General features: G+C 30.3%; 24 protein-coding genes and 1 tRNA gene. 21 read left to right on the top strand and 4 right to left on the bottom strand.

Translation table 11 applies throughout. The features are described 5' to 3' along the window. From BTO06_RS14590 to BTO06_RS14540, 11 genes are all read left to right on the top strand, one after another. The gene (locus BTO06_RS14590; RefSeq protein ID WP_100926005.1) at positions 1-477 is read left to right on the top strand and encodes a hypothetical protein; all 477 of its coding nucleotides are present in this window, start codon (positions 1-3) and stop codon (positions 475-477) included. After that, a complete protein-coding gene (locus BTO06_RS14585; RefSeq protein WP_100926004.1) occupies positions 464-664 on the top strand; it encodes a hypothetical protein in 201 nt (66 codons plus the stop codon). The genes BTO06_RS14590 and BTO06_RS14585 overlap by 14 nt, the downstream gene beginning before the upstream one ends. Before the next feature lie 10 nt (positions 665-674). After that, a complete protein-coding gene (locus BTO06_RS14580) occupies positions 675-1,361 on the top strand; it encodes a hypothetical protein (RefSeq protein ID WP_100926003.1) in 687 nt (228 codons plus the stop codon). Positions 1,362-1,386: 25 nt separating this feature from the next. Then, positions 1,387-2,163: a zinc-dependent peptidase gene (locus BTO06_RS14575; protein WP_100926002.1), complete on the top strand. Its 777-nt coding sequence runs from the start codon at positions 1,387-1,389 to the stop codon at positions 2,161-2,163. A gap of 843 nt (positions 2,164-3,006) precedes the next feature. Then, a complete protein-coding gene (locus BTO06_RS14570; protein WP_157811876.1) occupies positions 3,007-4,374 on the top strand; it encodes a PcfJ domain-containing protein in 1,368 nt (455 codons plus the stop codon). 57 nt (positions 4,375-4,431) lie between these two features. Beyond that, on the top strand, positions 4,432-5,823 hold the full coding sequence (locus BTO06_RS14565) for an RtcB family protein (RefSeq protein WP_100926000.1): 1,392 nt from the start codon (positions 4,432-4,434) through the stop codon (positions 5,821-5,823). 407 nt (positions 5,824-6,230) lie between these two features. Then, entirely contained in the window at positions 6,231-6,782 is a 552-nt protein-coding gene (locus tag BTO06_RS14560; protein WP_100925999.1) for a hypothetical protein, read from the top strand. 8 nt (positions 6,783-6,790) lie between these two features. After that, a complete protein-coding gene (gene prfH / locus BTO06_RS14555; protein WP_100925998.1) occupies positions 6,791-7,483 on the top strand; it encodes a peptide chain release factor H in 693 nt (230 codons plus the stop codon). A gap of 136 nt (positions 7,484-7,619) precedes the next feature. Further along, complete coding sequence (locus tag BTO06_RS14550; RefSeq protein ID WP_100925997.1) at positions 7,620-8,147, top strand: tetratricopeptide repeat protein; 528 nt, start codon at positions 7,620-7,622, stop codon at positions 8,145-8,147. 403 nt (positions 8,148-8,550) lie between these two features. Continuing rightward, a tRNA-Phe gene (locus BTO06_RS18585) sits at positions 8,551-8,638 on the top strand. A 320-nt stretch (positions 8,639-8,958) separates the two neighbouring features. Further along, positions 8,959-10,065, top strand: coding sequence for a slipin family protein (locus BTO06_RS14540; protein WP_100925996.1), 1,107 nt, complete (start codon positions 8,959-8,961; stop codon positions 10,063-10,065). A 176-nt stretch (positions 10,066-10,241) separates the two neighbouring features. Here the strand turns inward: BTO06_RS14540 and BTO06_RS14535 are convergent, their stop codons facing one another. From BTO06_RS14535 to BTO06_RS14520, 4 genes are all read right to left on the bottom strand, one after another. Next, complete coding sequence (locus BTO06_RS14535) at positions 10,242-11,315, bottom strand: hypothetical protein (protein ID WP_100925995.1); 1,074 nt, start codon at positions 11,313-11,315, stop codon at positions 10,242-10,244. A 215-nt stretch (positions 11,316-11,530) separates the two neighbouring features. Continuing rightward, the gene (locus BTO06_RS14530) at positions 11,531-12,184 is read right to left on the bottom strand and encodes a hypothetical protein (RefSeq protein WP_157811875.1); all 654 of its coding nucleotides are present in this window, start codon (positions 12,182-12,184) and stop codon (positions 11,531-11,533) included. A gap of 14 nt (positions 12,185-12,198) precedes the next feature. Beyond that, positions 12,199-12,933 carry a hypothetical protein gene (locus tag BTO06_RS14525; RefSeq protein WP_100925993.1) on the bottom strand — a complete coding sequence of 245 codons (735 nt, stop codon included), beginning with the start codon at positions 12,931-12,933 and terminating at the stop codon, positions 12,199-12,201. A gap of 186 nt (positions 12,934-13,119) precedes the next feature. Beyond that, positions 13,120-13,479, bottom strand: a complete 360-nt coding sequence (locus BTO06_RS14520) for a cystatin domain-containing protein (protein WP_157811874.1) — start codon at positions 13,477-13,479, stop codon at positions 13,120-13,122. 480 nt (positions 13,480-13,959) lie between these two features. Between BTO06_RS14520 and BTO06_RS14515 the strand changes: the two genes are divergently transcribed. From BTO06_RS14515 to BTO06_RS14470, 10 genes are all read left to right on the top strand, one after another. Then, on the top strand, positions 13,960-14,805 hold the full coding sequence (locus tag BTO06_RS14515) for a hypothetical protein (protein WP_100925991.1): 846 nt from the start codon (positions 13,960-13,962) through the stop codon (positions 14,803-14,805). A gap of 5 nt (positions 14,806-14,810) precedes the next feature. Next, the gene (locus BTO06_RS14510) at positions 14,811-14,990 is read left to right on the top strand and encodes a hypothetical protein (protein WP_157811873.1); all 180 of its coding nucleotides are present in this window, start codon (positions 14,811-14,813) and stop codon (positions 14,988-14,990) included. Positions 14,991-15,005: 15 nt separating this feature from the next. Beyond that, positions 15,006-16,751, top strand: coding sequence for an amidohydrolase (locus BTO06_RS14505; protein WP_100925989.1), 1,746 nt, complete (start codon positions 15,006-15,008; stop codon positions 16,749-16,751). Positions 16,752-17,334: 583 nt separating this feature from the next. Continuing rightward, on the top strand, positions 17,335-19,059 hold the full coding sequence (locus BTO06_RS14500) for an amidohydrolase (protein WP_100925988.1): 1,725 nt from the start codon (positions 17,335-17,337) through the stop codon (positions 19,057-19,059). Between the two features lie 422 nt (positions 19,060-19,481). After that, positions 19,482-20,297 (top strand): glycosyltransferase, encoded by an 816-nt coding sequence (locus BTO06_RS14495; protein ID WP_100925987.1) that lies wholly within the window; start codon positions 19,482-19,484, stop codon positions 20,295-20,297. Further along, positions 20,294-21,199, top strand: a complete 906-nt coding sequence (locus BTO06_RS14490; RefSeq protein WP_232731470.1) for a nucleotidyltransferase domain-containing protein — start codon at positions 20,294-20,296, stop codon at positions 21,197-21,199. The genes BTO06_RS14495 and BTO06_RS14490 overlap by 4 nt, the downstream gene beginning before the upstream one ends. Further along, on the top strand, positions 21,192-22,658 hold the full coding sequence (locus BTO06_RS14485) for a B12-binding domain-containing radical SAM protein (RefSeq protein WP_100925986.1): 1,467 nt from the start codon (positions 21,192-21,194) through the stop codon (positions 22,656-22,658). The genes BTO06_RS14490 and BTO06_RS14485 overlap by 8 nt, the downstream gene beginning before the upstream one ends. Continuing rightward, on the top strand, positions 22,651-23,433 hold the full coding sequence (locus BTO06_RS14480; protein ID WP_100925985.1) for a class I SAM-dependent methyltransferase: 783 nt from the start codon (positions 22,651-22,653) through the stop codon (positions 23,431-23,433). The genes BTO06_RS14485 and BTO06_RS14480 overlap by 8 nt, the downstream gene beginning before the upstream one ends. Then, positions 23,430-24,800 carry a B12-binding domain-containing radical SAM protein gene (locus BTO06_RS14475; RefSeq protein WP_100925984.1) on the top strand — a complete coding sequence of 457 codons (1,371 nt, stop codon included), beginning with the start codon at positions 23,430-23,432 and terminating at the stop codon, positions 24,798-24,800. The genes BTO06_RS14480 and BTO06_RS14475 overlap by 4 nt, the downstream gene beginning before the upstream one ends. A 6-nt stretch (positions 24,801-24,806) precedes the next feature. Further along, positions 24,807-25,793, top strand: a complete 987-nt coding sequence (locus BTO06_RS14470; protein ID WP_100925983.1) for a glycosyltransferase family A protein — start codon at positions 24,807-24,809, stop codon at positions 25,791-25,793. The last annotated feature ends 1 nt before the right edge of the window (position 25,794 follow it).

Genomic DNA, 25,794 nt, shown 5'->3' with positions numbered 1-25,794 from the left:
ATGAATCAAGAATTAAAACAAAAAGCATTTGAGCTTTTAATTGATAAAATTGATGTAGATTCTTTTGAGAGGTATTTATATCAATTTGTAGAAGATAATGAGTTAGACAGTAAGTCTATTCTTTTTGATTTTATTGAAATTAATTATAAATCTGAACGCTGGAAGAAAGATTTAGAGAATTTAATTTTAGATTCCTTTCCGAAGGAAGAATTACTTAGTTATCAGATTTATAATCTATGTTTAAAAATTAGTGAAACCAAAAATACAGGAGTAATTTTAAATTCTTTAAATGAACTGTCTAGTCTATACTCTGAACATGATTTCGACTATGATATTTTGTATAACTTTTATATTTATAATGCAAGAGGAGGTCTATTAGAAATTGGTTATCACTTTTCTGAAGAAGAGGATATCATAAGTAATACAACAAAAGATGTATTTAAAGTTTTGGACTTATTTAAAAATGTACAGTTATGAAGGTAATTGGAATAGATTTTTAAATGAAGTACTAAACAAAGAACCAATATCAGTCTTTTATCCTGGAAAAACTGAAAAGCTAAAAAGGAGCAGTGCGATGTTAAGTAGTTCTAGTTCTAGTGAAAAAGAAAGAGATATGTTCGAAAGAATTCTGGATTTTTTCAAGGGAGTATTAGGACTTAGATAAAAAAGAAACTATGAGACTAAAGAAATCAATCGATAATCTATATACTGTTTTCAGTATCTATCATGTAGAAGGAAATTTGAGAGAAAGAAGTTGTAATTGTTGTGTGACAAATGAAGAAATTAAACAATTATTATCAAAACCATTTAGAGAGCTAAGAAAAGGTGATATCAATCATTTTATGACATCTGCAATAACAACTTATGGAGATGTAAATGATTACAAACATTTTTTGCCTAGGATTTTAGAATTGACTCTAGACTATGATGTGCTTTCTGATTTTGTTATTTTCGAAAAGTTAGAGTATGCGAATTGGAAATCTTGGCAAGAAAATGAAGTATCAGCAGTTGAGGTTTTCTTTGAAAGCTTATTTATTTTTTATTTAAAGAATAATTCTAATTCTTTTGAACTATCTGATGTAATTAATTTATCGATAAAATATCTTGGAGAAAAAAGAACATTTAATATTTGGAAGGAAAATTTATCTGAAAGTCATCTGAGCTTTTTTGTAGATTATAAATTAGGAATTTCAGATTTACTATTATTGGATTTTAAAAAAACGTTATTTGAAAAATGGATTTCCAGCGATTTCATATTAAATAAGTTAGAAGCTTTATTCCTAAAAACCAAAGATAAAATTGATGCTAATAGAATTTCAATTGCTTACACAATTCTACTTAACGAAAGAGACTTAAAATGAATCAAAAAACAAAAGAAAAAATATAATGATCTACATTATCATTACCGTTATAGTATTACTTATAATTTATAGTTCTCAGAAGAAGGAGAACGAAAAAATAGTACCAGAAAATAGAATAGAAATCCAAGAACATTGGTATACAATTCTAGAGGAAAACGTATTCTTTTATCAAAAGTTAGATACTCAACAACGATTGCATTTTAAAAAGAGAATCCAATCTTTTTTAAATAGTGTTGAAATTGTTGCTGTAGATTTTGAATTGGAAGATTTAGATATTCTTTTAGTCGCTGCAAGTGCAATCATACCCGTTTTTGGTTTTAATAATTGGATGTATCCAAATTTGAAAACTGTTATTATTTATCCAGATTATTTTAACGAGAATTTGGAGTTTGCTGCTAAATCTGAAAACAAAATTATTGGTGGTTTAGTAGGAAATGGAATGTTCGAAAACAAAATGATTTTATCTCGACGAGCCTTACATCATGGTTTTCTAAATAAAACAGATAAAGGAAATACAGGAATTCACGAATTTGTTCATTTATTAGATAAGCTTGATGGAAACATAGATGGAATTCCGAAAGCATTGATAGATAACGAGAATCTACTACAATGGTTAGACGTTGTTCATGATAAAATGGAGGCGATTAATAACGATGATTCTGATATTAGAAATTATGGAGGAACTTCTAAAGAGGAATTTTTTGCAGTGGCTTCTGAGTATTTTTTCGAGCGTCCAAAATTATTACAACGTAAACATCCAGACCTATATAAAATGCTTCAAGAATGTTTTAGTATAGAGTGAAATAAGTAGTAACTGATGTAGAGTCAGAACATAATTTAAAATCAATCTAAGGACTTTAATCAAATAAAAATGGCATATTTGCCTCCAAATAAGTAATAAAATAATAAAATATATAACCTATGACAATGCAATTTGATTACATAATGGACGCCCAAAAGCGATTTCTATGGTGTTACAAATAGGTTATTGTAGTATAAAATCACTTAAAAGCGTCCAAGTTGTAAAATTTGGACGCTTTTTTTATGAAAAATTTTCAAGCTATTGAAAACATCCTGTGAAGTACTACATAGTTCTGCATCAGTAGATTAGTTATCTGAAGAAATTCGGACAGGAATTCCATGTCTCAAAATCAACACAACTAATTGATTTTCAGTAAAATAAATTCAAAAAAGATTTGCGTAATTCAAAAAAGCCTCACATCTTTGCATCGCAATTATGCAACAAAACAATTTTAAAACGAAGTACATATGTTTATTAAAACAGTAAAACAAAGTATTACAACAGAACTAGGTTCTTTAGTATACTCGCTTCGTGACTTCAGTAATAAATAGAATTCCAATCTAATTATATGAATAGTCCGAAGCCAAATTAAAGTTTCGGATTTTTTTTATGCCTTTTCCAAAAGTAGTTTAAGCAAAATTTCGAAGCACAAAAGATTCGACAGCACCCTTTTTAGGAAGAATTGATCTGCGGAAAACTCTCAAAAAATTAATTATCGTGAGTTTTCTGAATGAAGAAGTATTTGCCAAAATTAATCTCTAATGCAAAAATCAACATGTATTGGCTTAGAAATTAAGTGGCTTTACATAGACAATAATCTAGTAAAGAACTTTAAAAATGAAAATGAATTGGAAAACACAAAATGTAGAGAACCGTCAAAGTAGTTTTATTCAACTTGTTGAAAAAATTGATAGAGAAAAGAATAAACCAACACGTTACAAAAGAACTATTGAGACGATGCTTCTTGAGTTTTTTGGAAAAACTAGTAAGAAGCGCTATACCTGGAAAAGAGAGACTTTTAAAAGACTATTAATTCATTTATATAATCAAAAGTGTTACGCAATACTAAGAGATTATAACAGTGTAGAAGTAGTTCATAAAATGAGTTCTTTCGGAAATAAAATAGTGAGAAACATAGAAGACTGGAAGCAAGAAGGTTTTGAAAAAGAGGAACAGTTGAAATCATTAATTAAGCACTGTTTTGTAATTTATGAAACACCAGCTTTTTTGGAGAGTTCATTCTTTAGAAGTGATAAAAAATACATGCTTTGGTATATACAAATTGGTAGAGGGAAAAGCATTAAAGAATTATCACAAATGCCAGTACAATTAACAAGTAAAATGGCTCACGAATTTAGGAATGCTCCAGCTTTTTTTGAAGCAAACCAAGCACTACGATATGCGCAAGCACTCGGGTTTGGAGCTTCAGTAGAAATAGCCAAAGTAATAGGTTTTTCAAGACTTTCAATAATAAGAGAAAGTGAAGAGGAATTTTGGGTAACAGTAGTTCAGTTTTTTGCAAAACAAAAAGGATTAGTTAAAAATGAAATAGATCAAATAATCGATTATTTGGCATATAAATATCGAGAAGATCAGTCATTTTCAATGAAAAGTAGAACGCTAAATGCACTAGTAAATCAAACCAGAGAGTGGCATAGAAATGTATACAAAGCTGAAATAGGTGAGGTATTGACTTGGAAACCATCAGGAATAAAACCTTTATATGTAGAGGAAGTTGAGGAAGGTAAAAAAGTAGTTTATAAGACAGTTGAATTATTGAACTCAGTTGATCTCTACGAAGAAGGAAATGAAATGCATCACTGTGTTGCTGAATATGATGACGATTGTAAAGATAAAGCATGTACAATCTTTTCATTACAACGTCAAGTTGAAGGCGAACCAATGAAACGTATGGTAACCATTGAAGTAGGATTACCCGAAAGAGAAATCTTGCAAGCTCAAGCAAAGTACAATGAAGAGCCAGATAAGAAATCTGCAGAACTAATTGATTTATGGATGACAAATGCAAAAATTAAAATGCCAAAAGCTGTTTCATATGAAACCTATCAAGTACAGGCAAACGTTGCAGGAGAAGGTAATAATAGAGTAGTACATGTTCCAAGTTCTAATGATTATGATACAGGTGAAGTGATAAGAGCAGTCTTTTGGATTTTGTATTTCATTTTTAAGGTAATACTGTTCAGCAGATAAAGGAGAAGATGATGAAAATAATATTCATCTTCTCTTCAACAGAAAAGATTAGAAATAATGGGAAAAAAATTAAAAGGAAAAGACCTAATCAATTTAGGATTTCCAAAGAATAATAGCATAAACATCGCCTTAGGGCAAATTAACCGATATAGAAAAAAGGAAAAGAAAAATCGCATTTTAGAAGAAGCAAAAGACGTATTGCTTCATCCAGAAAAATATCAAGGAAATGCGATTTGGGGGAAAGTTGCAGAAGGGTTAACAAAACCAGTAGAAGTGAGAATGCATCAATTACGTAATACAAGAGCACCATTTTCAATTTATGGGGAAAACGAAATTGACGATCAAGCGAAGTATCAATTGTACGATGCATTAAAATTACCAATAGCGGTGCAAGGCGCATTAATGCCAGATGCACATTCGGGTTACGGTTTGCCCATAGGAGGTGTTTTAGCTACAGAGAATGCTGTAATTCCTTACGGTGTAGGATTGGACATTGGTTGTAGAATGGCATTAAGTATTTTTCCAATGAAAGCTTCATATTTAAAAGGGAAGCAACATCAAATGGAAAATATTTTAAAAGATCACACCAAGTTTGGAATGTATGAAACGCATGATAAAAAACAAGATCATGAAATTTTTGAACGAAAAGAGTTTCAAGATATTCCTTTGGTTAAACGATTAAAAACAAAGGCCTATAACCAATTAGGAACTTCTGGAGGTGGAAATCACTTTGTAGAGTTTGGAATTGTAAACATTGTAGATGAGAATAATGAATTCAATGTTCCAGTTGGTGAATATGTGGGATTGCTAACACATAGCGGATCAAGAGGATTGGGAGCTAACATAGCAAAACATTATACCTATTTAGCAACAAAGCAATGTCCGTTACCAAAAAATGTACAACATTTAGCGTGGTTAGATTTAAATACGCACGACGGACAAGAATATTGGTTGGCTATGAATTTAGCGGGAGATTATGCAAAAGCATGTCATGATAATATTCATAAACGAATTACCAAGTTATTAGGTGTAAAACCATTGACTATGATCGAAAATCATCACAATTTTGCTTGGAAAGAACAAGTAGATGGGATAGAAAGAATTGTTCATAGAAAAGGAGCAACACCAGCAGGAAAAGGAGTTTTAGGAATTATTCCTGGATCTATGACAGCACCAGGATACATTGTTCGTGGTAAAGGTAATTCAGATAGTTTACAATCAGCATCTCACGGAGCAGGAAGAAAACATTCTCGAAGAAAATGTAAAGAGAAATTTACAAAAAGCGATATCAAACATCAATTAAAAATGAATGATGTTAGTTTAATCGGTGGAGGAATTGATGAAGCACCAATGGCGTATAAAAACATTAAAAAAGTAATGGGAAATCAACAAGAATTAGTTGATGTCGTTGGAACATTTACACCGAAAATCGTGAGAATGGATAAGTAATCTCAGGGAATAGTTATCAGTAAACTGTGAACAATGTCAGTTCGAGTGATTTTTCGAAAAGAAATGTAGAATCCCGAAATGTCGGGAGTATCGAGAACAGTTTGGGCGTTACCCTACGGGTCGGGCTTTTAGCAGTCGCTCTCTGCAATTGTTTTGATTAGCAATTGCAGAGGAGCTCCAACAAATGCTTCAATCCCTAACGCGGAATGATAGTTTTTGAGTGAAGAGTTCACAAGACTAGATTTTTTTGATTCTTTTTTCATCAATGGAAAAAAGAATATTTAATATATAAATCGTCATTCCGAAGGAGGAAAGGACTGAAGGAATCTATTGTATATGCTGAATTAATTTCAGTGTTAAATAAACAGATTGTTCCATTTCACTCGCAATGACAAAAATAAAATACTATGGGAGCATATCATAACACAAAAAGATACGGAGAATTATGGCCTGATTACCGTATAGAATTAGGCTTAAAAATATTAGAAAAATTAAAGCAATGGATTATTGTTTCTGGAGGATGGGCATGGCATTTTATGTCAGAAATGAATCATAAAGAATATAAACATGCTCATGATCATAAAGACATAGACATTTTTGTGAATCCGAAGAATGTAGGAATCGTAATGCAGATTTTATTGGAAGAAGGATTTCAAAAAGTTTGGACGAGATACGATAAACTACAAAGTGATGAAAACTTTAGACGATACGAAAAAGTAGAATGGTTAGATATTGGAAGAGAAGTAAGAATTACCATCGATTTTTTTGAATCAAAATCGCTTAAGACTATAGAAGTGAATGGATGGAATGTGGTTGATCCACAAACCTTATTGAGTTTCTATTCAAACATTCATTCAAGTGATAAATGTTGGGCGGTAAAAGGAGCATTACAATTATTATCGGAACATAAAAATCCAGTTGGTAATCCATTGTTATCAAAAAATCCTTTAGAAGGATAGCTTACAACATGGAAACAAAAACAATTCAGTTTACAGCAGGGCGTGGTCCAGTAGAATGTACTTGGGTGGTTGCAAAAGTTTTAAAAACGTTCATTAAAAATAGTTCGAATGTGGGAATATCATATACTATTCTGCATCAAGAAAAAGGAGTTGAGAACGGAACAGTTCAATCTGTTTCATTACAACTTAAAGGTCAAAATCTAACACTCTTTTTAAAAGATTGGTTAGGAACAATTCAGTGGATTGGAAAATCAACTTTTAGAAAGTACCATAAACGTAAAAATTGGTTTATCGGTTGTTTTGAATTAAAAGAGTTGAAGACTTTAGAAGTTTTTGAGAGAGATATAGAGTTTCAGGCAATTCGTAGTTCTGGACCTGGTGGTCAACATGTAAATAAAGTGAGTTCTGCAGTTCGAGCAAAACACATTCCAACAGGAGTACAAGTGCTAGTTTCAGAAAGTAGATCGCAACATCAAAATAAAAAGTTAGCGATTCATCGATTAAAAGAACAGTTGGCAAACTATAATATTCAGCAATTGCAAAAGAATATTCAAGACGAATGGGAAAATCATTTGAATTTAGAAAGAGGTAATCCAGTTCAAATATTTACTGGAATAGATTTTAAAATTCAGAAGAAAAAGAAAAATTATAAATCAAAACGCGGTCAATTAAAAAGTGATTTGCGAAAAGAATTAAACTAATAAAAACTCGTCATTACGATGAACAAAACAAAGTGAAGAGATGAAGTAATCTGCTTGTTTAATCCTGAACTTAGTTTAGAAAGTAACAAATTGCTTCGTTTCACTCGCAATGACGTTTGGTAAGAATTAAACTAAAATGAAAACACTAACGAATAATTATATTTTTAAAGCATTGGATGCATATCCATATGAATTAGAAGAAGCAATAGAAGCGTTAACTTATGCTTTAGCATATGATGAAAAAAATGTTATGGCTTTATGTTTAATGGGAAGAATTTATGCAGAACGTTTACATGATTTTGAAAAAGCTAAGGAATATTATGCAGAGGCAATCACAGAAAACATAAATGCTTTTCATGTATATCCACATTACATTAACGTATTGCTTTGGAATGATGACAATCAAGAAGCGGAGAGATTAATTGATTTTGCATTAACAGTTAAAGGCGCAGACAAAGGAGTTTTATACGTAAAGAAATCGCAGTATTTAGAAAAATGTGGAGAATATAAAAAAGCGTTGAAAGCTTTAAAAGAAGCGAAGCGAGTTACTTATAATAACGACTATTTATATACGATTGATCAAGAAAAGGAACGTGTAAAAGGGAAGATGTCTAAAGAGAAAAAGAAAGAAAAAGGTAAAAAAGAAAAGAAAAAGAAAAAATAATTTTCACTACGCAAAAACAATGCGCAATAGTGTAAAATATTTGCAGTGTAATTATGAAAAAGAGGAAGAAAAAAGCTTGAAAAAGCGAAAGTAGAAAAAGAAAAAGCCTCATCATAACAAATGGATTATGATGAGGCAAATTAAAAGAGTTCATTAAAATATTTAAAATATCAAACGAGTCTTGTTGCGTGTTTCTGTATAACACCATTGTATACAATCGTGCAAAATTTGTATTCGCTTTTGTATATGCAACTTGATTTGAAGGTTTCGATTATTACCCAAAAAATAATCACACAACCTATAGGTCACGGGTTCGAATCCCGTCATAAACATTGTTTATGTAGTTCAGTTGGTTAGAACGATAGATTTTTTAATTGTGTGGGTTCGAATCCCGCTATCCCAAAAGGATATGGCGAAATGGTAGACGCGCTAGACTGAAAATCTGGTAATTGAGGTAAGCCTAACGGCGAATCGGTTCGACTCCGATCTTAGACTTAAGTAAAGTCACCAAAGCTCATCATCTTGTAAAACTGATGTTAGTAAAGAAAGTTGGTATGTTCTGAATGAGTTCTTAAATGAACACTTTGATAAGAACCTTGAGATGTTCAATACTAAAACTAGAAAGTAATAACTTTTTACAAATCAGTTGAAGTCAATTTAGATTTCAATCCATTTTTAAAAACGAATTATAGCCTTTTTTTAGATTGTTTATTTCCGTGCTTTGAAAAGCATTTAGACATATCTCTTTTTATAAAAATTAAATTAGAATTTTTTAGTATTCACTAAAACCAAAAAAAATAAAACTAGAGAAATGAAAAGAGTAAGAATTAATGCAGGAAAAGTAGGATTAGTTTTCAAAGGCGGAGACTACCAAAAAGTAATTACACAAGGAAAGCACTGGTTGTTTTTAAACCAAAATGTAGTTATGTACGATTTAACTCAAGAATTTAGAACAACAGTAGCATTAGAAATTTTATTAAAAGATAAGGTTTTAGCTAATATGTTAGAACTTGTTGAAGTCGATGATAATGAGTTAGTACTGGTTTATGAAAACAATAACTTCAAAACTACTTTACAAGCCGGTAGATATGTGTATTGGAAAGGTTTGGTGAACAGAAAATTCAAAAGAGTTGATTTAAGTAAAATTGATATCACGGAAAATATTGAGAAATCATTGTTTAAAAATTATGAATTGTCAAAATATATCAGAGTATTTGAAGTAGCCGCTTATGAAAAAGCAGTAATGTTAGTAAATGATGTGTATACGAAAACCTTAACTGGGGGAACTTACAGATTCTGGAGAAATGATACTACTATCAAAATTGCAAAGGCAGATACAAGACAGTTGCAAATGGAAATTGCAGGTCAAGAATTATTGACAAAAGACAAAGCAAATATTAGGATTAACTTTTTTACGCAGTATAAAGTTACAAATATTGAAAAAGCACTTTTAGAAAATAAAGACTTTGAAAAGCAATTATATATATTGATGCAATTAGCCTTACGAACTTATGTTGGTACTTATACTTTAGATGAATTGTTAGAGAAAAAGGAAAACATTGCAACAGCAGTGTTTGATCAAGTGTCTAAAGAAGCGAGTCAATTAGGTGTGAAGGTAATTAACTGCGGAATTAGAGATGTGATTTTAACTGGAGACATGAAAGATATCATGAATCAAGTATTAGTTGCACAAAAAAGAGCGCAAGCCAACATTATTACTAGAAGAGAAGAAACTGCTTCAACAAGAAGCTTATTGAATACAGCTAAATTAATGGAAGACAATGAAATGTTGTTTAAGTTAAAAGAAATGGAGTATGTTGAAAAAATTGCCGATAAAATTGGGGAAATAACAGTTTCTGGAAATGGCAATATGGTGAAACAGTTGAAAGACATATTCACGGCAAATAAACTTAGCTAAGATTGTTAAGGTATTTTATTAATAAATGTAATCTCGTTGAGATAGTGTTTATCCTATCTCAACGAGTATATTTTGTGATGTAAATCTGAAGTTGTAGTTACTTATAGAAATTGAAAATATTTGCCATTTATCTAGAGTATTATCATTAACAACTTTTAAATAGAATCAAATTTAACCTATTTTTTACCATTTATTTTTTTTCCAAAAAAGTAACCAAGACCAAAAGGAATGAATAATATCAGTATAATTATAAGAAGTAAATAAATGAAAACATCATTTATAATCTTTCTGATATGGCCCATTGTATCATTAACAGCTTTATCAGATATTGTTTTGATTTCGCTCTTAATACTTTCTCTTTCTTTTAAATAAATAGTATAATAAGCATTTCTCTCTCTCGCAAAAATGCTATCCCACATATGTCTTTCATTAACTAAAGTACTAACAGAAGAATCAAAAGTATAATTAAGTTTATCGAATAAAGGAATAATTTCATTTTTAAAATTAATTAAAACTGAGTCTAATTTTTCTGGTGAGTTTTCTGCTATAATAATTAATTTTTCTAATTTTCTATTGATATTAGTTTTTAAAGAGTCAACCGTTAATGAGTCTAAACCATTTTCAATTAGAAGTAATTCTGTATTCCATTTTAATTGTTTTGAGGCAAGTACGCTTGCATAGTCCATCCTATTCGTTAAGTCTGAAACTACCTCAGATAATGTACCAACTGTTTTGATTGAAGCACTATCTGTAGCGTTTAAGTAAGCTTCAAAATCACTTTTCAGTGATTTGTAATAAGGCTTATTACCATTGTTGAGAGTGTAAGACTTATTATGGTTTATAACTAACTCTTCAAGTGCTAAAAATTGTTTTTCACTAAGATTTTTTCGAGCAATATTTCTAATGCGTTCAACATTAATCAAATTAACTCTATCGATGATTGAGTCATTAATACTATTTTGTATAGACTTTTCCTGGTAGTAATCTTGAACCTTTTCTAAATAACTCCAAGTGTCTGCTAAAGCAAGTTTTGGTAACGTTTGAAACCCTGTTTTACGTAAGCCAGACGTTACATATAATTTCCAACGAACTAAATCTATCTTATCATTGGTTTTCCGTGTTGTTTTCAGTAAGCTATCTGCTGTAAATTCTACTCTATCCGAAACCTCTATTACTAGAGCTTGGGTTAGCAATCGTATCCCCAAATCCTTTTCCCCAAGAGGAATTTGCTCACTTTCTATTTTAATCAAAGAGCAAGAGTATAGGAAAAGAAAAGTAATAACTATCCAAAGAAAAAATCTACTTGGCTTATGCGCTAACATCTTTTACATATAATTAATGCCACCAAAACTCTTAAGCGACAGTAAAACTAATAATCTAATCGTAAATTAAATGTTTTGCTGATTTGTGTATTTCTACAAAACTAATTGTATATTAAAAGGTTAAAATTATACCTATTAACGTCCTATTTTAATTCTGGGATAATGATTTTATTTTTAACTAAATACTGGGTTAAATTATCCGCATAGGTCTTGGCTCCACTTTGAATACTTGTTGGATCATGTACTGCAGATTGTCCTTTCCAAAGAAGTGCTTTTTCCTTGCTAGAAGTAATTTCTACGTCATATAAATTTGATTCCACAATATATTCTTTTACGTCTTTGTAATATGAAGGATTGTAAACTCTATCGTATGTAGTGTAAATATACCTACCATATCTGTAATAACCACTTGGATATAAATATGAGTCACCTCCTATTAATTCTGTTTTATCTCGAATATTTACCAAAGTAACCCCAATGGCCCCGTCAACGCCTAAGAATCGAAGTTTTTCACCTATTTTTTTTGTTTCCCAGTTTTCCTTGGGAGCATCAGGTCCTAAAAAAGAAATTCCTTTGACCACTTCAAAACCTTCACTTGCTAAATCTTGTGCAATTTTAGATTCTACTCTACTTCTTACTTCATAATCTTTACTAACAACGATAACCGCTATTTTTTTAAATTTTTTTCCAGTAAAACCTTCCTTAGACCAAGTATATTGCATGGAAGGAGCACATCCAGTTATGGATATAATCGCGAAAACGTAAAATATTATATTTAGAAATTTTATTTTTTTCATAATGATTGATTTGTTTATAAGAAGATAGTTCCGCCTAATCTGAACGTATGAATATTCCCTGTAAAATTGGGTAAGTAACCAATGTTTACCTTAAATTTATTAGGTTTTATCATATAGTTAAAATTAAATTCTCCTGACCAAACGGTATTAGATAAAAATGTTACAATAGGATTTACAAATAGAAAAGCCCGTGAGTTAAAACTGATACTCATATTCGTTTGAAAATTTACACCTGTTTGTGAGGCGCCATCAAAGTCAGAAGGTTCAGTGATATGAACAATACCAGCTCCAGGAAACATTGCAATTTTTGGTGAAACTACATAACCCGCAACTACTCCCGCAGAAAGAGACCAAACATTACCTCCCAAACCATTCTCAAAGGAACCTGTAGGAACTGTTATGTCAGCATAAGGGGCAATAGCAATAAGTCTTTTTGTTATATTTCGCTTTAAAGCATGAAAATAACGAATTCTTAAGTCTGAAATACCGAATTTATTACTAGCATCATTATATAAAAATGGCACTTCCAGTAGTAATAAATTATCTGCATCAAACGCGTATTGAACATTTACTCTTAATCCGTACAAGTCACCTCCGTTTTCATGGCTTTGATATTCCAGTGCTCCATTAATTTGAGTATATAAATTTGTTGGTTTCGATGCATCCACTGTTTGAGTATCATCTTGGCTAAATAAAAAGCAGGATGTGCTAAAAAAAACAGCGAAAAATAATTTTAATTTTTGTGACATGATTTTTAAATAGTTATAATTTGTCAAAGAGTTGGTTTATTAAAGCTACATCAATTATAAATTTAACGGTGTATTAAATAGAAAATATCATTATAACTCAAAAAAATAAAATATTTGTTAAGCTTAATGTTTTTATTTATCGTGTAAAGGCTTTTAGAATAAGAAAAAATTATAAGAAGCTTTGCATTAATTTATTTTTTCGAATTTAGTTACTTGTTTTTCATTTTGTAAGTTTTCATAAACTTGACTGTTCCAAACTTCACCATTTTCAAGATGTAATTTAAATCGGTAATTTTTTCCACTCACAATTTGAGAACTGGCATCTGTAATTTTTTCAATCTTACTCCCTAATTCTTTGCTTTCTGTAACAAAAGCCGCCATTTCTTTTACTTTATCGTCTACATCAATAGAAGTCCATCCTCCAACAATGTTTTCTTTTTTTACCTCTTGTTGAACCTCATTGGTTTTATCTACTTGGTTTTTTTTGTAGCCACAACTCATAACAAAAATGCTCAAAATAAAGAGGAATAATATTCGTTTTTTCATAATTTTAATAAATTTTAACAATTTAAAATTAATTGTTTTTTGAATAAATCACAATAAAAATAAGTTTAATTATACCATAATTATTTTTTTACTTGTTTTTATTGGTTTTTTCCTGCCATTATTTTGATTGTTAATTTTTCTAAGGCATCATTTATTTAACTTAATTAGTTTAATTTAAATAGATTGTATGTTGAATTAAATTAACAGAAAAAAAATGTGTTACTAAAACTATATTCAGTATCTGCATGCATTGTGATTATGACTTTTATAATTGATTTAAATCAGCAATGTTAAATCAGGAGATAGGTTAAATTTGGTTTTGAAGTTCCATTAAATGGGCAATGCTAAAATTATATTTAATTTAGATTTCTTTTAATCGAAAAAGAGTTTAGTTAATTTAAAGGTTTTAAGAGTTTGATTTATTGGATAATTTGCCTATTTTAAACAAAAAAATATATTCCTTACAAATGTTAAATTCTCATGAAGGCAACCAATATTTTTATAATTTTTGTTCTGACTACTTTAACCAACAGTTATAAAGTGTTTTCGGAAGAACTTCTGCACAAGTCAGATAATGTGTTGACAACTGATACCTCAAAAACTCTATGGCATGACTTAATCACACCAGATATAGAAAGTTCGAAGCAGTTTTATACAAGTGTATTTGGTTGGTCTTTTGAAATTTATAATTTTAAGGGGCTTAAATATGCTCTAATAACAAATGATAAGGAAGTTATTGGAGGTGTTATTGAGGTAAAACAGGCCAAATCTTCTACATGGATTACATCTTTAATCACCAACGCAAAAGAAATGAAACGTAAAGTAAAATTTGCTATTGTATCAGGTTGTAAGCTAGTCGGAAAACCCCTTAAACTTCCTGGTAGAGGAAAACAAGTAGTTTTAGAAACCCCACAGGGAGAAGAATTTGCATTCATTACCGAAATACCATCTTCTACATTAAAAGATAAAACCATAAATGGAGCTTGGATTGGTGTTGAATTGTGGTCAAGTAATGTTAAAGATTCTAAAGAGTTTTATCAAAATAACTTTAACATTACTGTAAAGAAGTTGGAAGTGGATGGAAAGCCATATTGGATATTTAAAAGTAATGATAAAGATGTTGCAGGTATGATTAATAATCCTGTAATTAATCAAGGATCGCAGTGGGTTCCATACTTATATAATTCAAATCCAAGCAATCTTGTTTCAGTAGTTACAAAAAAAGGAGGAACCGTAATACTATCTCCTAAAGTATCGGTAAGATCTGGGAAACTAGCTATATTTCAAGATCCTAACGGTGCAGTCTTATGTGTTCAAAAAAAATAGAAATTATGAAAACTTCTCGTAAAACAGTACTAATTTTATCCTTAATTATTCTTTCAATTGTTTTAGAAAGCTGTTCTAGTGCTAGATGGGGAACTAATGCAGGAGTTAATGTTACTTGGGGTCCAAATGGTCCGAAAGTTAAGCCTCATGTAGATTTAAATATTTACAATGGAGGAAGATTATAAAATAAACCATTTCAAATGAAAACTATATTCCAATTACTTTTTGTCGCAACTATTTTTATTGGTTGTAGAGAAGAAAAAAAAGAAAGTGAAAATTACGATAAAGGCCTTGTCAAGTATTACGGAGGAGATATTATTACAATGGCTGATTCTAAAAATTATATGGTAGAGGCAGTGGTCTCGAGTTATGACAAAATAGTATTTGTTGGTTCCGAATCAGAGGCTAATAAAATGTATCCAAAAGCAAAACCTCATAGATTAGGCAGAAATACATTAATGCCTGGTTTTATAGAGCCGCATGTGCATCCCTCTTTAGCTGCCACAATGTTGCCAAATGAAATTATGGCGCCATATGACTGGGTGCTTCCCGGTGAGGTAAAAAAAGGAATTGACGGACATGATAATTACATTAAAAGATTAAAAGAAGTTGTTTCGAAAAAAGGAAATAAAGATCAATTCTTTTTTATTTGGGGTTATCACCAATTATGGCACGGTGACATGTCTAGAGAATTACTCAATGAACTAGCAGGTGATGTTCCTGTGGGTTTAATTCACCGTTCATTTCATGAAATATTTCTAAATGATGCAGCTATAGCATTATTAGGAATTAAAAAAGAAGATTTCAAAGGAAACGTTCAAGTTGATTGGGAAAGAGGACATTTTTTTGAAGGTGGTTGGTTAGCATTGGTTCCAAAAATGGCACCTATTATGTTGGAACCTAATAGATATATGAAAGGGTTAGGTATTATGTCACAATTAATTCAAAAAAATGGAATTACAACTATAGCAGAACCAGGTTTCCCAAGCTCTGACTTTAATGGAGAATATCAATTGCTCAAGAAGTTAATGGATACGAAACCGCCTTACGACGTATATTTAATTCCATCAGGAACTCAGTTATATGGTATGAAAGGAGGAAATAAAGAAGCAATGTCATTTATGGAAACATTAGCAGACACATATGACACTGAAAATATCCATTTTTTACCAAAACAGGTTAAATTATTCTCTGACGGAGCTATATATTCGCAGTTAATGCAGATGAAAGAGGCTTACGAAGATGGTCACAACGGAGAATGGATGACTCCTTTACCTTTATTTCAGAAGCAAATAAGTATGTACTGGGAGAATGGATACAAAATACATGTACATTCAAATGGAGATAAAGGAATTCAGCAAGTATTAGACTATTTAGAAATTGATCAAAAAAATAAACCAAGAATTGATCATAGATTTACCTTACATCACATGGGTTATTTTTCTGATGAGATGGCCCAACAAATTGCAGATATGGGAGTTGAGGCTTCAGTAAATCCTTACTATTTGTGGGCCCTTGCTGATAAATATTCCTCAAATGGATTAGGAAAGGCAAGAGGAGAGTATCTAGTAAGAATTAATTCTCTGGCAAAAAGAAATATTCCAACATCTTACCATTCAGATTTTTCTATGGCGCCAATGGAACCGTTGACTTTGGCTTGGACAGCAATAAACAGAGTAACATCACAAAATAGTAAATTGTCCCAAGATCAAAAAGTAGATGTTTATACAGCAATGAAGGCTATTACAATTGATGCTGCAAGGACATTAAATTTGGAAAACAAAATTGGTTCTCTCGAAAAAGGTAAAAAAGCTAACTTCGTTATTTTAGATAGTAATCCTTTTAAAATAGATCCAATTAAGATTAAGGATATAAAAGTTAAAGCAACCATTTTTGAAGGTGATTTTAATATTATTAAGAGTAATAACTTAAAAGGTGGTAGATAAAGTAATTCTGCTTTGTATTAATTTGTTATAGTATTGATTAGAAATTAATTTTAACGATTTGTATATTTTTTTAGAAAAATTATTTTGATCGTAGTTTATGATAGGTTTAAATATTAAGAGAAATTATCGAATCGTTTTTGTTAGTTTTTTATCTCTTTACCTAAATTTAGATTTATTCGAATAATAGGTTCTTTGAAGTTAACTCGTTTATATATGATCTACATAATAAATTAATTCATTCAGGAAAACTAAAATTTTGTATTTATGTTTATCAATTTGCTTTCATTAATAAGGATAGTATAATTTATACTAAAAAAAATAGAATGATTTTTTTTCATAGACGCTTTGAATCAAATTATTATCTTTCTCAAGTTCGTTGTTTTGTTAAATAGTGTTCATGTACTTAAATGAATTATCTTAAAAAGTAAGACAGCCTTTAGATTTGCTTTAGTTTTTAAAAAGGGATTTTATTTTGAACTCAATTAAATTCTAGAGCATTTTAAATTCAACAATTAGTTTATATGTAAAAAACTTTATTACAGTTAATAAGGGTAAAATAAGAACAAGTTAAATATTGAAAATTATGAAAAAAATCCTGATATCGTTGTTAGTTATTGCCTCGGCAGTTGCTTGCAAAACTGATCAAAAAGAAAAGCCAATTGCAAAACCTTACCAACTAAATCAAACTATTTATTTTGGTGGAGATATCATTACTATGAGAGGTGACAAACCAGAATATGTAGAGTCAGTAGTCCAGAGAGAGGGCAAGATAATTTTTGCAGGTGCTAAAAAGGATGCTATGAGTCGTTTTAAAGGCAAAGCTAAAGAACATAATCTTAATGGAAAAACTATGCTACCTGGGTTTATCGATGGGCATGGTCATGTTTTTAATGTTGGCCTTCAAGCTCTTTCGGCGAATCTTTTACCAGCCCCAGATGGAGAGGCAAATACAGTAGAAGATATTAAAAAATTACTGAAAGATTGGATAAGTAAAAATTCAGATTTTATTAAAAAAACTGGCTGGGTAATTGGTTTTGGTTATGACGATTCACAATTGGATAGGTACCCAACTAAAAATGATCTAGATGAAATCTCTGAGGAATATCCCGTAATTATTATTCATCAATCAGGCCATTTATCGGTGGTAAATTCAAAAGCACTGGAACTTGTTGGTTACAATGCCAATACTCAAGATCCAAAAGGTGGAAAAATTCGGAGGATGGAAGGAAGCAATGAGCCTAATGGAGTTCTAGAAGAAATCGCCCACTTTAATGTTTTAATAGCAAAGTTTTTACCTAAAATGACCACAGAGTTACAAGACGAAATGTTGGTGAAAGGACAAAAATTATATGCAAGCTTTGGTTATACTACAGCTCAGGAGGGTCGAAGTACACCAGATGGTACAGCTGCTATGGAACGCGCTTCGAAAAGCAACTCTTTAATATTAGATATTGTTTCTTATCCAGATATATTAAGTAACAGAGTTGCTGCAACAAGTAAATATCAAGGAAACAAATATATTAACAAATACAGAGTAGGTGGTGTAAAATTAAACTTAGATGGTTCACCTCAAGGAAAAACTGCATGGTTGACTCATGCATATCATAAACCACCGGAAGGAGAAGGGAAAGATTATCACGGATACGAAAGTATGAGTGATGAGGAAGCATACAAACATGTAGCTGATGCATATCAAAATAATTGGCAGATTATGTCTCATTGTAATGGTGATGCTGCTATTGATCAATATTTAAAAGCTGTAACTCGAGCAAATAAAGAGTTTGGAAATAATGATAGAAGAACTATAATAATTCATGCACAAACAGCAAGAGAAGATCAAGTAGAACGCTTTGCTAAAGAAAAGATCTTCCCTTCATTTTTCCCGATGCATACCTTTTATTGGGGTGACTGGCATGTTAATTCTGTTCTAGGTAAAGAAAGAGCTTACAAAATATCTCCGACAAATACAGCACTTAAATATGGCTTAAAATTCACTTCTCATCACGATGCTCCTGTCGCACTACCGAGCTCAATACGTGTTCTTTCGGCGACAGTAACTCGAGTTTCAAGAAGTGGTGATATAATTGGACCTGATGAGAGAGTTTCTGCTTATATCGGTTTAAAAGCGCTTACTGATTGGGCGGCATACCAACATTTTGAGGAAGCGTCAAAAGGTACAATTGAGAAAGGTAAAGTTGCAGATTTTGTCATTTTAGATAAAAACCCATTAAAAATTAAGACTTCTGAATTAGAGAATTTGAAGGTAATAGAAACAATAAAGGATGGAGAACCCGTTTATTTGCGTTAATTTAAATTCATTTTTCATGGATATTTAATTTGATAAACTTTTTCATTATAAAGATCCCTTAAATTCAATTCTAATAATTACTAAAAAGCTATGTAAATAATTTTGATGGGATATTATTTAAAGATCCATATAAAATTCTTTGCATAGTTAGTATTAATGTTCTTTTTTTTGAAAATTTACATAACTAATTTATAAGTAATATTTTAAAAAAATCTCCTTAATATTAAGGTTTACTATTAAAATTTACTAGTAAAAGTATCGAAGAAAGTGTCTTATTATGATAAATTATAAATTAACGAGAAAAAGAAACTACTTTTATAGAAACAAATAAATATAACCTCTAGCTTAGTTTTCAAAATATGGCTAGAGGTTTTTTATTTTAGAGAAATTCACGCTAACTTAGTTTTTTATTTGAATCAACCTTGAGTTTCTTAACTGCATCAATAGTAATTTACAACAATATAAGTCAAGTACAAGAGTTACTGAATGATTTAATGTTTTACAATGGAAAAATTCAGGTGTTTGTAATAGACAATTCGGAAGAAAGCAATGCTAAATATTTTTCAAATATTGATAGAGTTGATTATAAGTTCAATAATAAAAACTTAGGATATGGCAGAGCACATAATATTGCTATAAATAAATCAGTTCAACTTGGGTCGGATTATCATGTGATATTAAATCCAGATATCAGATTTAACCAAGGAACCTTAAGTTCACTGGTAAGTTTTATGAATAGTAATCCTGAAATCGGAATGTGTAGCCCGAAAGTATTGTTCCCAAATGGAGATTTACAATACTTGTGTAAATTAATTCCTGAGCCAAAGAATTTAATGATTCGAAGGTTTTTACCTAGTAAGAAAATCACTAGTAAACACAACAACAATTATGAGTTAAGAAGTTTTAGTTATAATCGTAACATAGAAATTCCTTATATTTCAGGGTGTTTTATGTTTGCTAAAACTAGTGTTTTAGAAAAAGTTAATGGTTTTGATGAGCGCTTTTTCTTATACTTTGAAGATTTAGATTTAACGAGAAGAATTGGGAAAATTTCAAAAACTTATTTTTTCTCTGAAACTTTTGTCTACCATGGCTATAATAAAGAATCATACCGAAGTACTAAAATGTTGATTCATCATATTAGAAATGCAATAAAATATTTTAATAAATGGGGTTGGTTTTTCGATAAACAAAGAGATGAAGTAAACAAACAAACCCTTTTACAACTAAATAAATGATCAACTTAATAAAGGTAATTTCATATTTTTCAATATTTAAATATCCTTTGACTGCTGACGAAATATTTTATTTTTCTAATAAAAAGGAAAAGGATAAAGTACTTGAAGAATTAAATGTTTTAAAAGAAAAAGGTGTTATTCAAGAAAGCGAGGGATTTTATTCCGAAACGAACAATGATGAATTAATTGCAAGACGTAAAAAAGGGAATGAGGAAGCTAATTTGATTATGCCTAAAGCATGGGAGATTTCCAAGCTAATATCTAAGTTCCCATACATCAGTTCCGTTTGTATTTCAGGTTCATTATCAAAAGGATACTTTGAAGATAAGAGCGATATAGACTTTTTTATCATTACAAATAAAAACAGATTATGGATCGCTCGAACATTGTTAATTCTTTATAAAAAAATCTTTCTTCTAAATTCAAAAAAGTACTTCTGTGTGAATTATTTTATGAGTTCTGGTCATCTAGAAATTGAAGAGCAAAATAGATTTACAGCAACTGAAATAGTAACTTTAATTCCAACATATGGAAAAGACATGTTTCATGATTTTGTGAGAAATAATCAATGGGTATATGATTATTATCCAAATTTCAAAATCGATTCAGAAAACACTAAAAATATTTCGAAAAACTTTTTTTCAAACAGTATAGAGAAAGTTCTAAATAAGAAGTTAGGAAATAAGTTGGAACGCTTTTTCATGAAGATTACTATCAAAAAATGGAATAATAAATTTAATCATTTATCTAAAGAAGATTTTGAAATAGCATTTAAATCTTCTGAGAATGTGTCAAAACATCACCCAAGTAATTTTCAAAAGAAAGTACTAAACTTATTAAATGAGAAATACGAGAATATTGAAAAAAAATATTATATAAAACTTGAACCGGAAAATGTTTAAAGTAGCATTAGCAAATTCATATTTTTATCCGTTTGATGAAAAACAATGGAATAATCAAACACCATTTCCTCCTTTAGGGACTATATATACAGCTTCTTTGTTAAGAGAAAATGGTTACAGTGTGAGTTTATTTGATACATGTTTGTTAAATAACATTAACTCTGTCGAAGCATTTTTAGATGATAATAAACCAAATGTGTTCGCAATCTATGATGACGGTTTTAATTATCTCACAAAGATGTGTTTAACAAAAATGCGTGAAGCCGCGTTTGAAATGATTGCACTTGCGAAAAAAAGGAAATGTAAGGTATTAGTTTGTAGTTCTGATGCTACCGATCACTCTGAAAAGTATTTAAATGCAGGAGCGGATTTTATCATTCAAGGAGAGGGTGAGATTACTTTAAAGGAAATGGTAACGGCTATTGAAAATAATGAAGATTTATATAATATCAAAGGAGTTGTTTACAAGAATGAGGAAGGAGAGTTTATAACAACTGGAAAAAGAATTGTTTACAAACAGTTAGACGATTTCCCGATGCCAGCATGGGATTTGATCAATATGAATGCTTATAAAAGCATTTGGAAAAAAGGAGGAAATGAGTTTACACTAAACATAGCAACAACTAGAGGTTGTCCATTTAAATGTAATTGGTGTGCAAAACCAATTTATGGTAACAGATACAATTCTCATTCACCTGAATACATCGTAAAACACATTAAGTTTTTAAAAGAAACTCATGGAGTGAGTAAGTTCTGGATGTGCGATGATATTTTTGGCTTAAAGCCAAATTGGGTTCAAGAATTTAATTCCTTATTAAAGGATCAAGATTTAAAAATCCGATATTATATTCAAAGTAGAGCTGATTTACTTTTAAAGGAAGATACCATTGATGCTTTAGCAGAAAGTGGATTAACCGAAGTTTGGATTGGTGCGGAAAGTGGTTCTCAAAAAATACTTGATGCTATGGATAAGGGAACTACAATAGCACAAATTGAAGAAGCTACGAAACTATTAAAACAAAAAGGAGTTAAAGTTGCATTTTTTATCCAATACGGATATTTAAATGAAACAAAAGAAGATATCAATCTTACGATTAAAATGATACAGGATTTGTTGCCAGATAATATTGGAGTGTCTGTTTCATATCCTTTACCTGAAACACCTTTTTATGAAAAGGTGAAAGAAGATTTAAAATTGAAAGCGAACTGGACAGATTCTGATGATTTAGCAATGATGTTTAAAGGAACGTTTAACTCGAAGTTTTATAAAAAACTACAACGATATACCCATAAAATCTTTAGAAAAAGTCAAGGTATTAGCTTTTTAAAGAAAATTATAAAATCTCCATTTTCTATTAAGAAAAGTGAGTTACGATTAATTTGTTTGTTACCGTATTATAGTATTACATCCATTATCCAGGCTAGGCAATTAAAAAGATTACAAAACACGAATGCATAGTTTTTTCGACATAGCGGCTGCTACTTATGATAATACTTTCACCAATACTAAAATTGGTGTTGAGCAGCGAAAAAAATTATATGGTAGTTTAGACTTTATTTTTAATCAAAATAAAACACTAGATATACTAGAATTAAACTGTGGAACAGGAGAAGATGCAATTACATTCGCAGAAAAAGGCCATAAAATTATCGCAACAGATATTTCTGAAGGAATGATTGCCGTTTCTCAATCTAAAAACACATTTGATAACCTTCATTTTGAAGTATTGAATAGTAAAGATATTTCTCAAGAAAGATTTAAAAATGGTTTTGATGTTATTTTTTCCAATTTTGGAGGACTCAACTGTCTTAATTACCAAGATCTGAAATCTGTAATTCATGATAGTGTTGAAATATTAAAACCAAAAGGAAAATTAATTATGGTTTTAATGCCTAAAAACTGTCTGTGGGAACAAATTTACTTTTATGTGAAAGGAAATTTAAAAAAAGCAAAAAGAAGAAGTACGGCTAATTCTCTATTAGTAAACGTTGAAGGAGAATCAGTGCCAACATGGTATTATAATCCTAGTGATATTGAGTTGATGTTGCCTGAGGGATTTAAAATAACTGAAATTTTACCAGTTGGTTTTTCGGTACCACCTTCGTATTTAGAAAATTCTATTTTGACTAAATCTATTTTATGGTCAGTTTTGAAATTCATTGAACAAGGAATTAAACGTTCTTATTTTGCAAAGTATTCAGATCATTTTTTAATTGAATTAACGAAAGAATGAGTGTAATTTTAACCCATGCATATTATATTTTTGAAGATGAAAAGGAGCAGAATATTATGCGTCCTTACGCTCCTTTAGGTTTATTATATCTTTCTGGTTATTTGAATAAGAATAATTTTAAAAATGAGGTGTACGATTCTACGTTTTATTCTTATCAAGAACAACTATCATTCATACTCGAAAATAAACCAAAAATCGTAGCGATTTATGCTAATTTAATGACAAAGATTAATGTTGTTAAATTGATGAAAGAGTTGAGGGCGAATCCTAAATATGGTAATCCAGCTATTGTTTTAGGTGGACCAGATGTTACACACAATAGTGAAAATTATTTGAATGCAGGAGCCGATTTTTTGATTATTGGAGAAGGTGAGCAAACTAGTCATGAGTTGTTTTTAGCTATTATTGAAAATAAGGATTATCATGAAATTAAAGGAATTGCTTTTTTAGATGAAGAAGGAAAGGTTCAAAAAACTCCTCCAAGAATAAAAATTAAAGAACTAAAAGATTTACCATTGCCTAATCGTGATGCTATTCCTATTCATAAATATTTAGAAACCTGGAAGGAGTATCATGGTAAAAGTTCTATGACTGTAAGTACTCAGCGAGGTTGCCCTTATACTTGTAAATGGTGTAGTACAGCAGTTTACGGTCAAAGTTATAGGAGAAGACCAGCTAATTTAGTTGCAGAAGAGTTAAAATTATTGAAAACAAAATATCAACCAGATTCTATTTGGTTTGTTGATGATGTTTTTACAGTAAGCCATAAATGGTTAAAAAGTTTTCATGAAGAGGTAATAGCCCAAGATGCGATAATTCCGTTTGAATGTATTACAAGAGCAGAAAGATTAAATGATGAGGTTTTAGAGTTATTAAAAGAAGTAGGTTGTTACAGAATATGGATTGGTGCAGAGAGTGGGTCTCAAAAAATTATTGATGCAATGGATAGGAGAGTAGATGTAAACGTTGTGAAGTCTGCGATTCAAAAAACAAATGCATTAGGAATTGAAACAGGAACATTTATCATGTTAGGATATCCTGGTGAAGATATGACAGATATAAATAATACGGTTCAATATTTAAAAGATGCGAACCCAACGCATTTCACAATAACAATAGCTTACCCAATAAAAGGAACTTCATTGTATAATGAGGTTGAAACAAAAATTAAACAAAAACCAGAATGGCAAACTTCAACAGATAGAGATATTGATTTCAAACGAACCTATAGTAGAAAATTTTATGATTATGCGGTTCGTTATGTAGTAAATGAAGTAAATAGTTCAAGAAAAAATACTGTTGTTTCTTACGGTAAAACAAAAATAAGATCCATTTTAGCTCAAGTTGGAATGCGAATTTATAAATAATAGTGAATGAATGATCTTCTTAGCAATGTAACGGTTGTTATACCCACTAGAAATAGGTTAGAATCTTTAAAAAGAACATTAGTTTCTTTAAATAATCAATCAATACTGGCTAAAGAAGTAATTGTTGTTGATTCCAGTGATAATAATATTTGTGAAGAAGATCTACATGGTAGCTACAATTCTTCTCGCTTGTTAGTAATACATTCAAAGCCATCTGTATGCTTACAAAGAAATATAGGTATTGAAAAAAGTAAATCGGAATTTATATTTCTTTGTGATGATGATATGGAACTTCCAGGTAATTATATCGAATCACTTATTAAGTATTTGAATGAAAATAAGGATGTAAATATTGTAAGTGGTTTAGTCGTTGAAAAAAGAAACGAGGAATGGAAATATTCGGAAAGGAAAATTACTTTCTTTAAACTTCTGGTATATCATGTTTTTGGATTGTCTATTTGGACGGAACTAAAAATGAAGGACTTTTCAAGTAATAAACTGGTTCAAAAATTCGTAAAGTTTTATTTGGGTAAGGGAAATCGAATAGCTAAATCTGGTTGGCCAATAGTGATTAATTATGAGTTGCCAATTTTTAAAACACCTATATATAGTTTAATGTGTGCCGTAATTCGATCAGAAATAATTAAAAATTCACCCTATGATGAAGCTTTTTATGAAAATGGAATTGGAGACAATTATGATGTGTTGATGTCTATGAATAGTGAAGTTACTGTTTTAAGTACGTTAAAGGTCAAACATTATAAAGCACCTACAAATAGAGTGAAAAACGAAAAGGCATACTATTATAGAGTGTCGGCATTGCATTATATTTTATTAAAATTTAAAAGATTTGGCATTCGTAATCTAGCTTTTTTTCTTTGGTCTATATTTGGTAATTCAATGCTTTTTTTACTCAATGGAAAATTCAAAATGCTTGGTTACAATATGAAATTATTAGCTAGAATTTTAGCGAACAAAAGCATTTATAATTAGT

Source organism: Tenacibaculum sp. SZ-18, assembly GCF_002813915.1.
Lineage (GTDB): Bacteria > Bacteroidota > Bacteroidia > Flavobacteriales > Flavobacteriaceae > Polaribacter.
Note: the sequence above shows the minus strand (reverse complement) of the source record. Positions and strands in the feature narration are given on the sequence as shown.

Bases quoted from the DNA above. Each gene is read 5' to 3' on its own strand.
- BTO06_RS14565 (WP_100926000.1), top strand. From the start codon at position 4,432: ATGGGAAAAAAATTAAAAGGAAAAGACCTAATCAATTTAGGATTTCCA.
- BTO06_RS14580 (WP_100926003.1), top strand. From the start codon at position 675: ATGAGACTAAAGAAATCAATCGATAATCTATATACTGTTTTCAGTATC.
- BTO06_RS14470 (WP_100925983.1), top strand. From the start codon at position 24,807: ATGAATGATCTTCTTAGCAATGTAACGGTTGTTATACCCACTAGAAAT.
- BTO06_RS14500 (WP_100925988.1), top strand. From the start codon at position 17,335: ATGAAAAAAATCCTGATATCGTTGTTAGTTATTGCCTCGGCAGTTGCT.
- BTO06_RS14485 (WP_100925986.1), top strand. From the start codon at position 21,192: ATGTTTAAAGTAGCATTAGCAAATTCATATTTTTATCCGTTTGATGAA.
- BTO06_RS14530 (WP_157811875.1), bottom strand. From the start codon at position 12,184: ATGAAAAAAATAAAATTTCTAAATATAATATTTTACGTTTTCGCGATT.
- BTO06_RS14490 (WP_232731470.1), top strand. From the start codon at position 20,294: ATGATCAACTTAATAAAGGTAATTTCATATTTTTCAATATTTAAATAT.
- BTO06_RS14510 (WP_157811873.1), top strand. From the start codon at position 14,811: ATGAAAACTTCTCGTAAAACAGTACTAATTTTATCCTTAATTATTCTT.
- BTO06_RS14550 (WP_100925997.1), top strand. From the start codon at position 7,620: ATGAAAACACTAACGAATAATTATATTTTTAAAGCATTGGATGCATAT.
- BTO06_RS14475 (WP_100925984.1), top strand. From the start codon at position 23,430: ATGAGTGTAATTTTAACCCATGCATATTATATTTTTGAAGATGAAAAG.
- BTO06_RS14570 (WP_157811876.1), top strand. From the start codon at position 3,007: ATGAATTGGAAAACACAAAATGTAGAGAACCGTCAAAGTAGTTTTATT.
- BTO06_RS14525 (WP_100925993.1), bottom strand. From the start codon at position 12,933: ATGTCACAAAAATTAAAATTATTTTTCGCTGTTTTTTTTAGCACATCC.
- prfH (WP_100925998.1), top strand. From the start codon at position 6,791: ATGGAAACAAAAACAATTCAGTTTACAGCAGGGCGTGGTCCAGTAGAA.
- BTO06_RS14590 (WP_100926005.1), top strand. From the start codon at position 1: ATGAATCAAGAATTAAAACAAAAAGCATTTGAGCTTTTAATTGATAAA.
- BTO06_RS14505 (WP_100925989.1), top strand. From the start codon at position 15,006: ATGAAAACTATATTCCAATTACTTTTTGTCGCAACTATTTTTATTGGT.
- BTO06_RS14585 (WP_100926004.1), top strand. From the start codon at position 464: ATGTACAGTTATGAAGGTAATTGGAATAGATTTTTAAATGAAGTACTA.
- BTO06_RS14520 (WP_157811874.1), bottom strand. From the start codon at position 13,479: ATGAAAAAACGAATATTATTCCTCTTTATTTTGAGCATTTTTGTTATG.
- BTO06_RS14540 (WP_100925996.1), top strand. From the start codon at position 8,959: ATGAAAAGAGTAAGAATTAATGCAGGAAAAGTAGGATTAGTTTTCAAA.
- BTO06_RS14515 (WP_100925991.1), top strand. From the start codon at position 13,960: ATGAAGGCAACCAATATTTTTATAATTTTTGTTCTGACTACTTTAACC.
- BTO06_RS14560 (WP_100925999.1), top strand. From the start codon at position 6,231: ATGGGAGCATATCATAACACAAAAAGATACGGAGAATTATGGCCTGAT.
- BTO06_RS14575 (WP_100926002.1), top strand. From the start codon at position 1,387: ATGATCTACATTATCATTACCGTTATAGTATTACTTATAATTTATAGT.
- BTO06_RS14480 (WP_100925985.1), top strand. From the start codon at position 22,651: ATGCATAGTTTTTTCGACATAGCGGCTGCTACTTATGATAATACTTTC.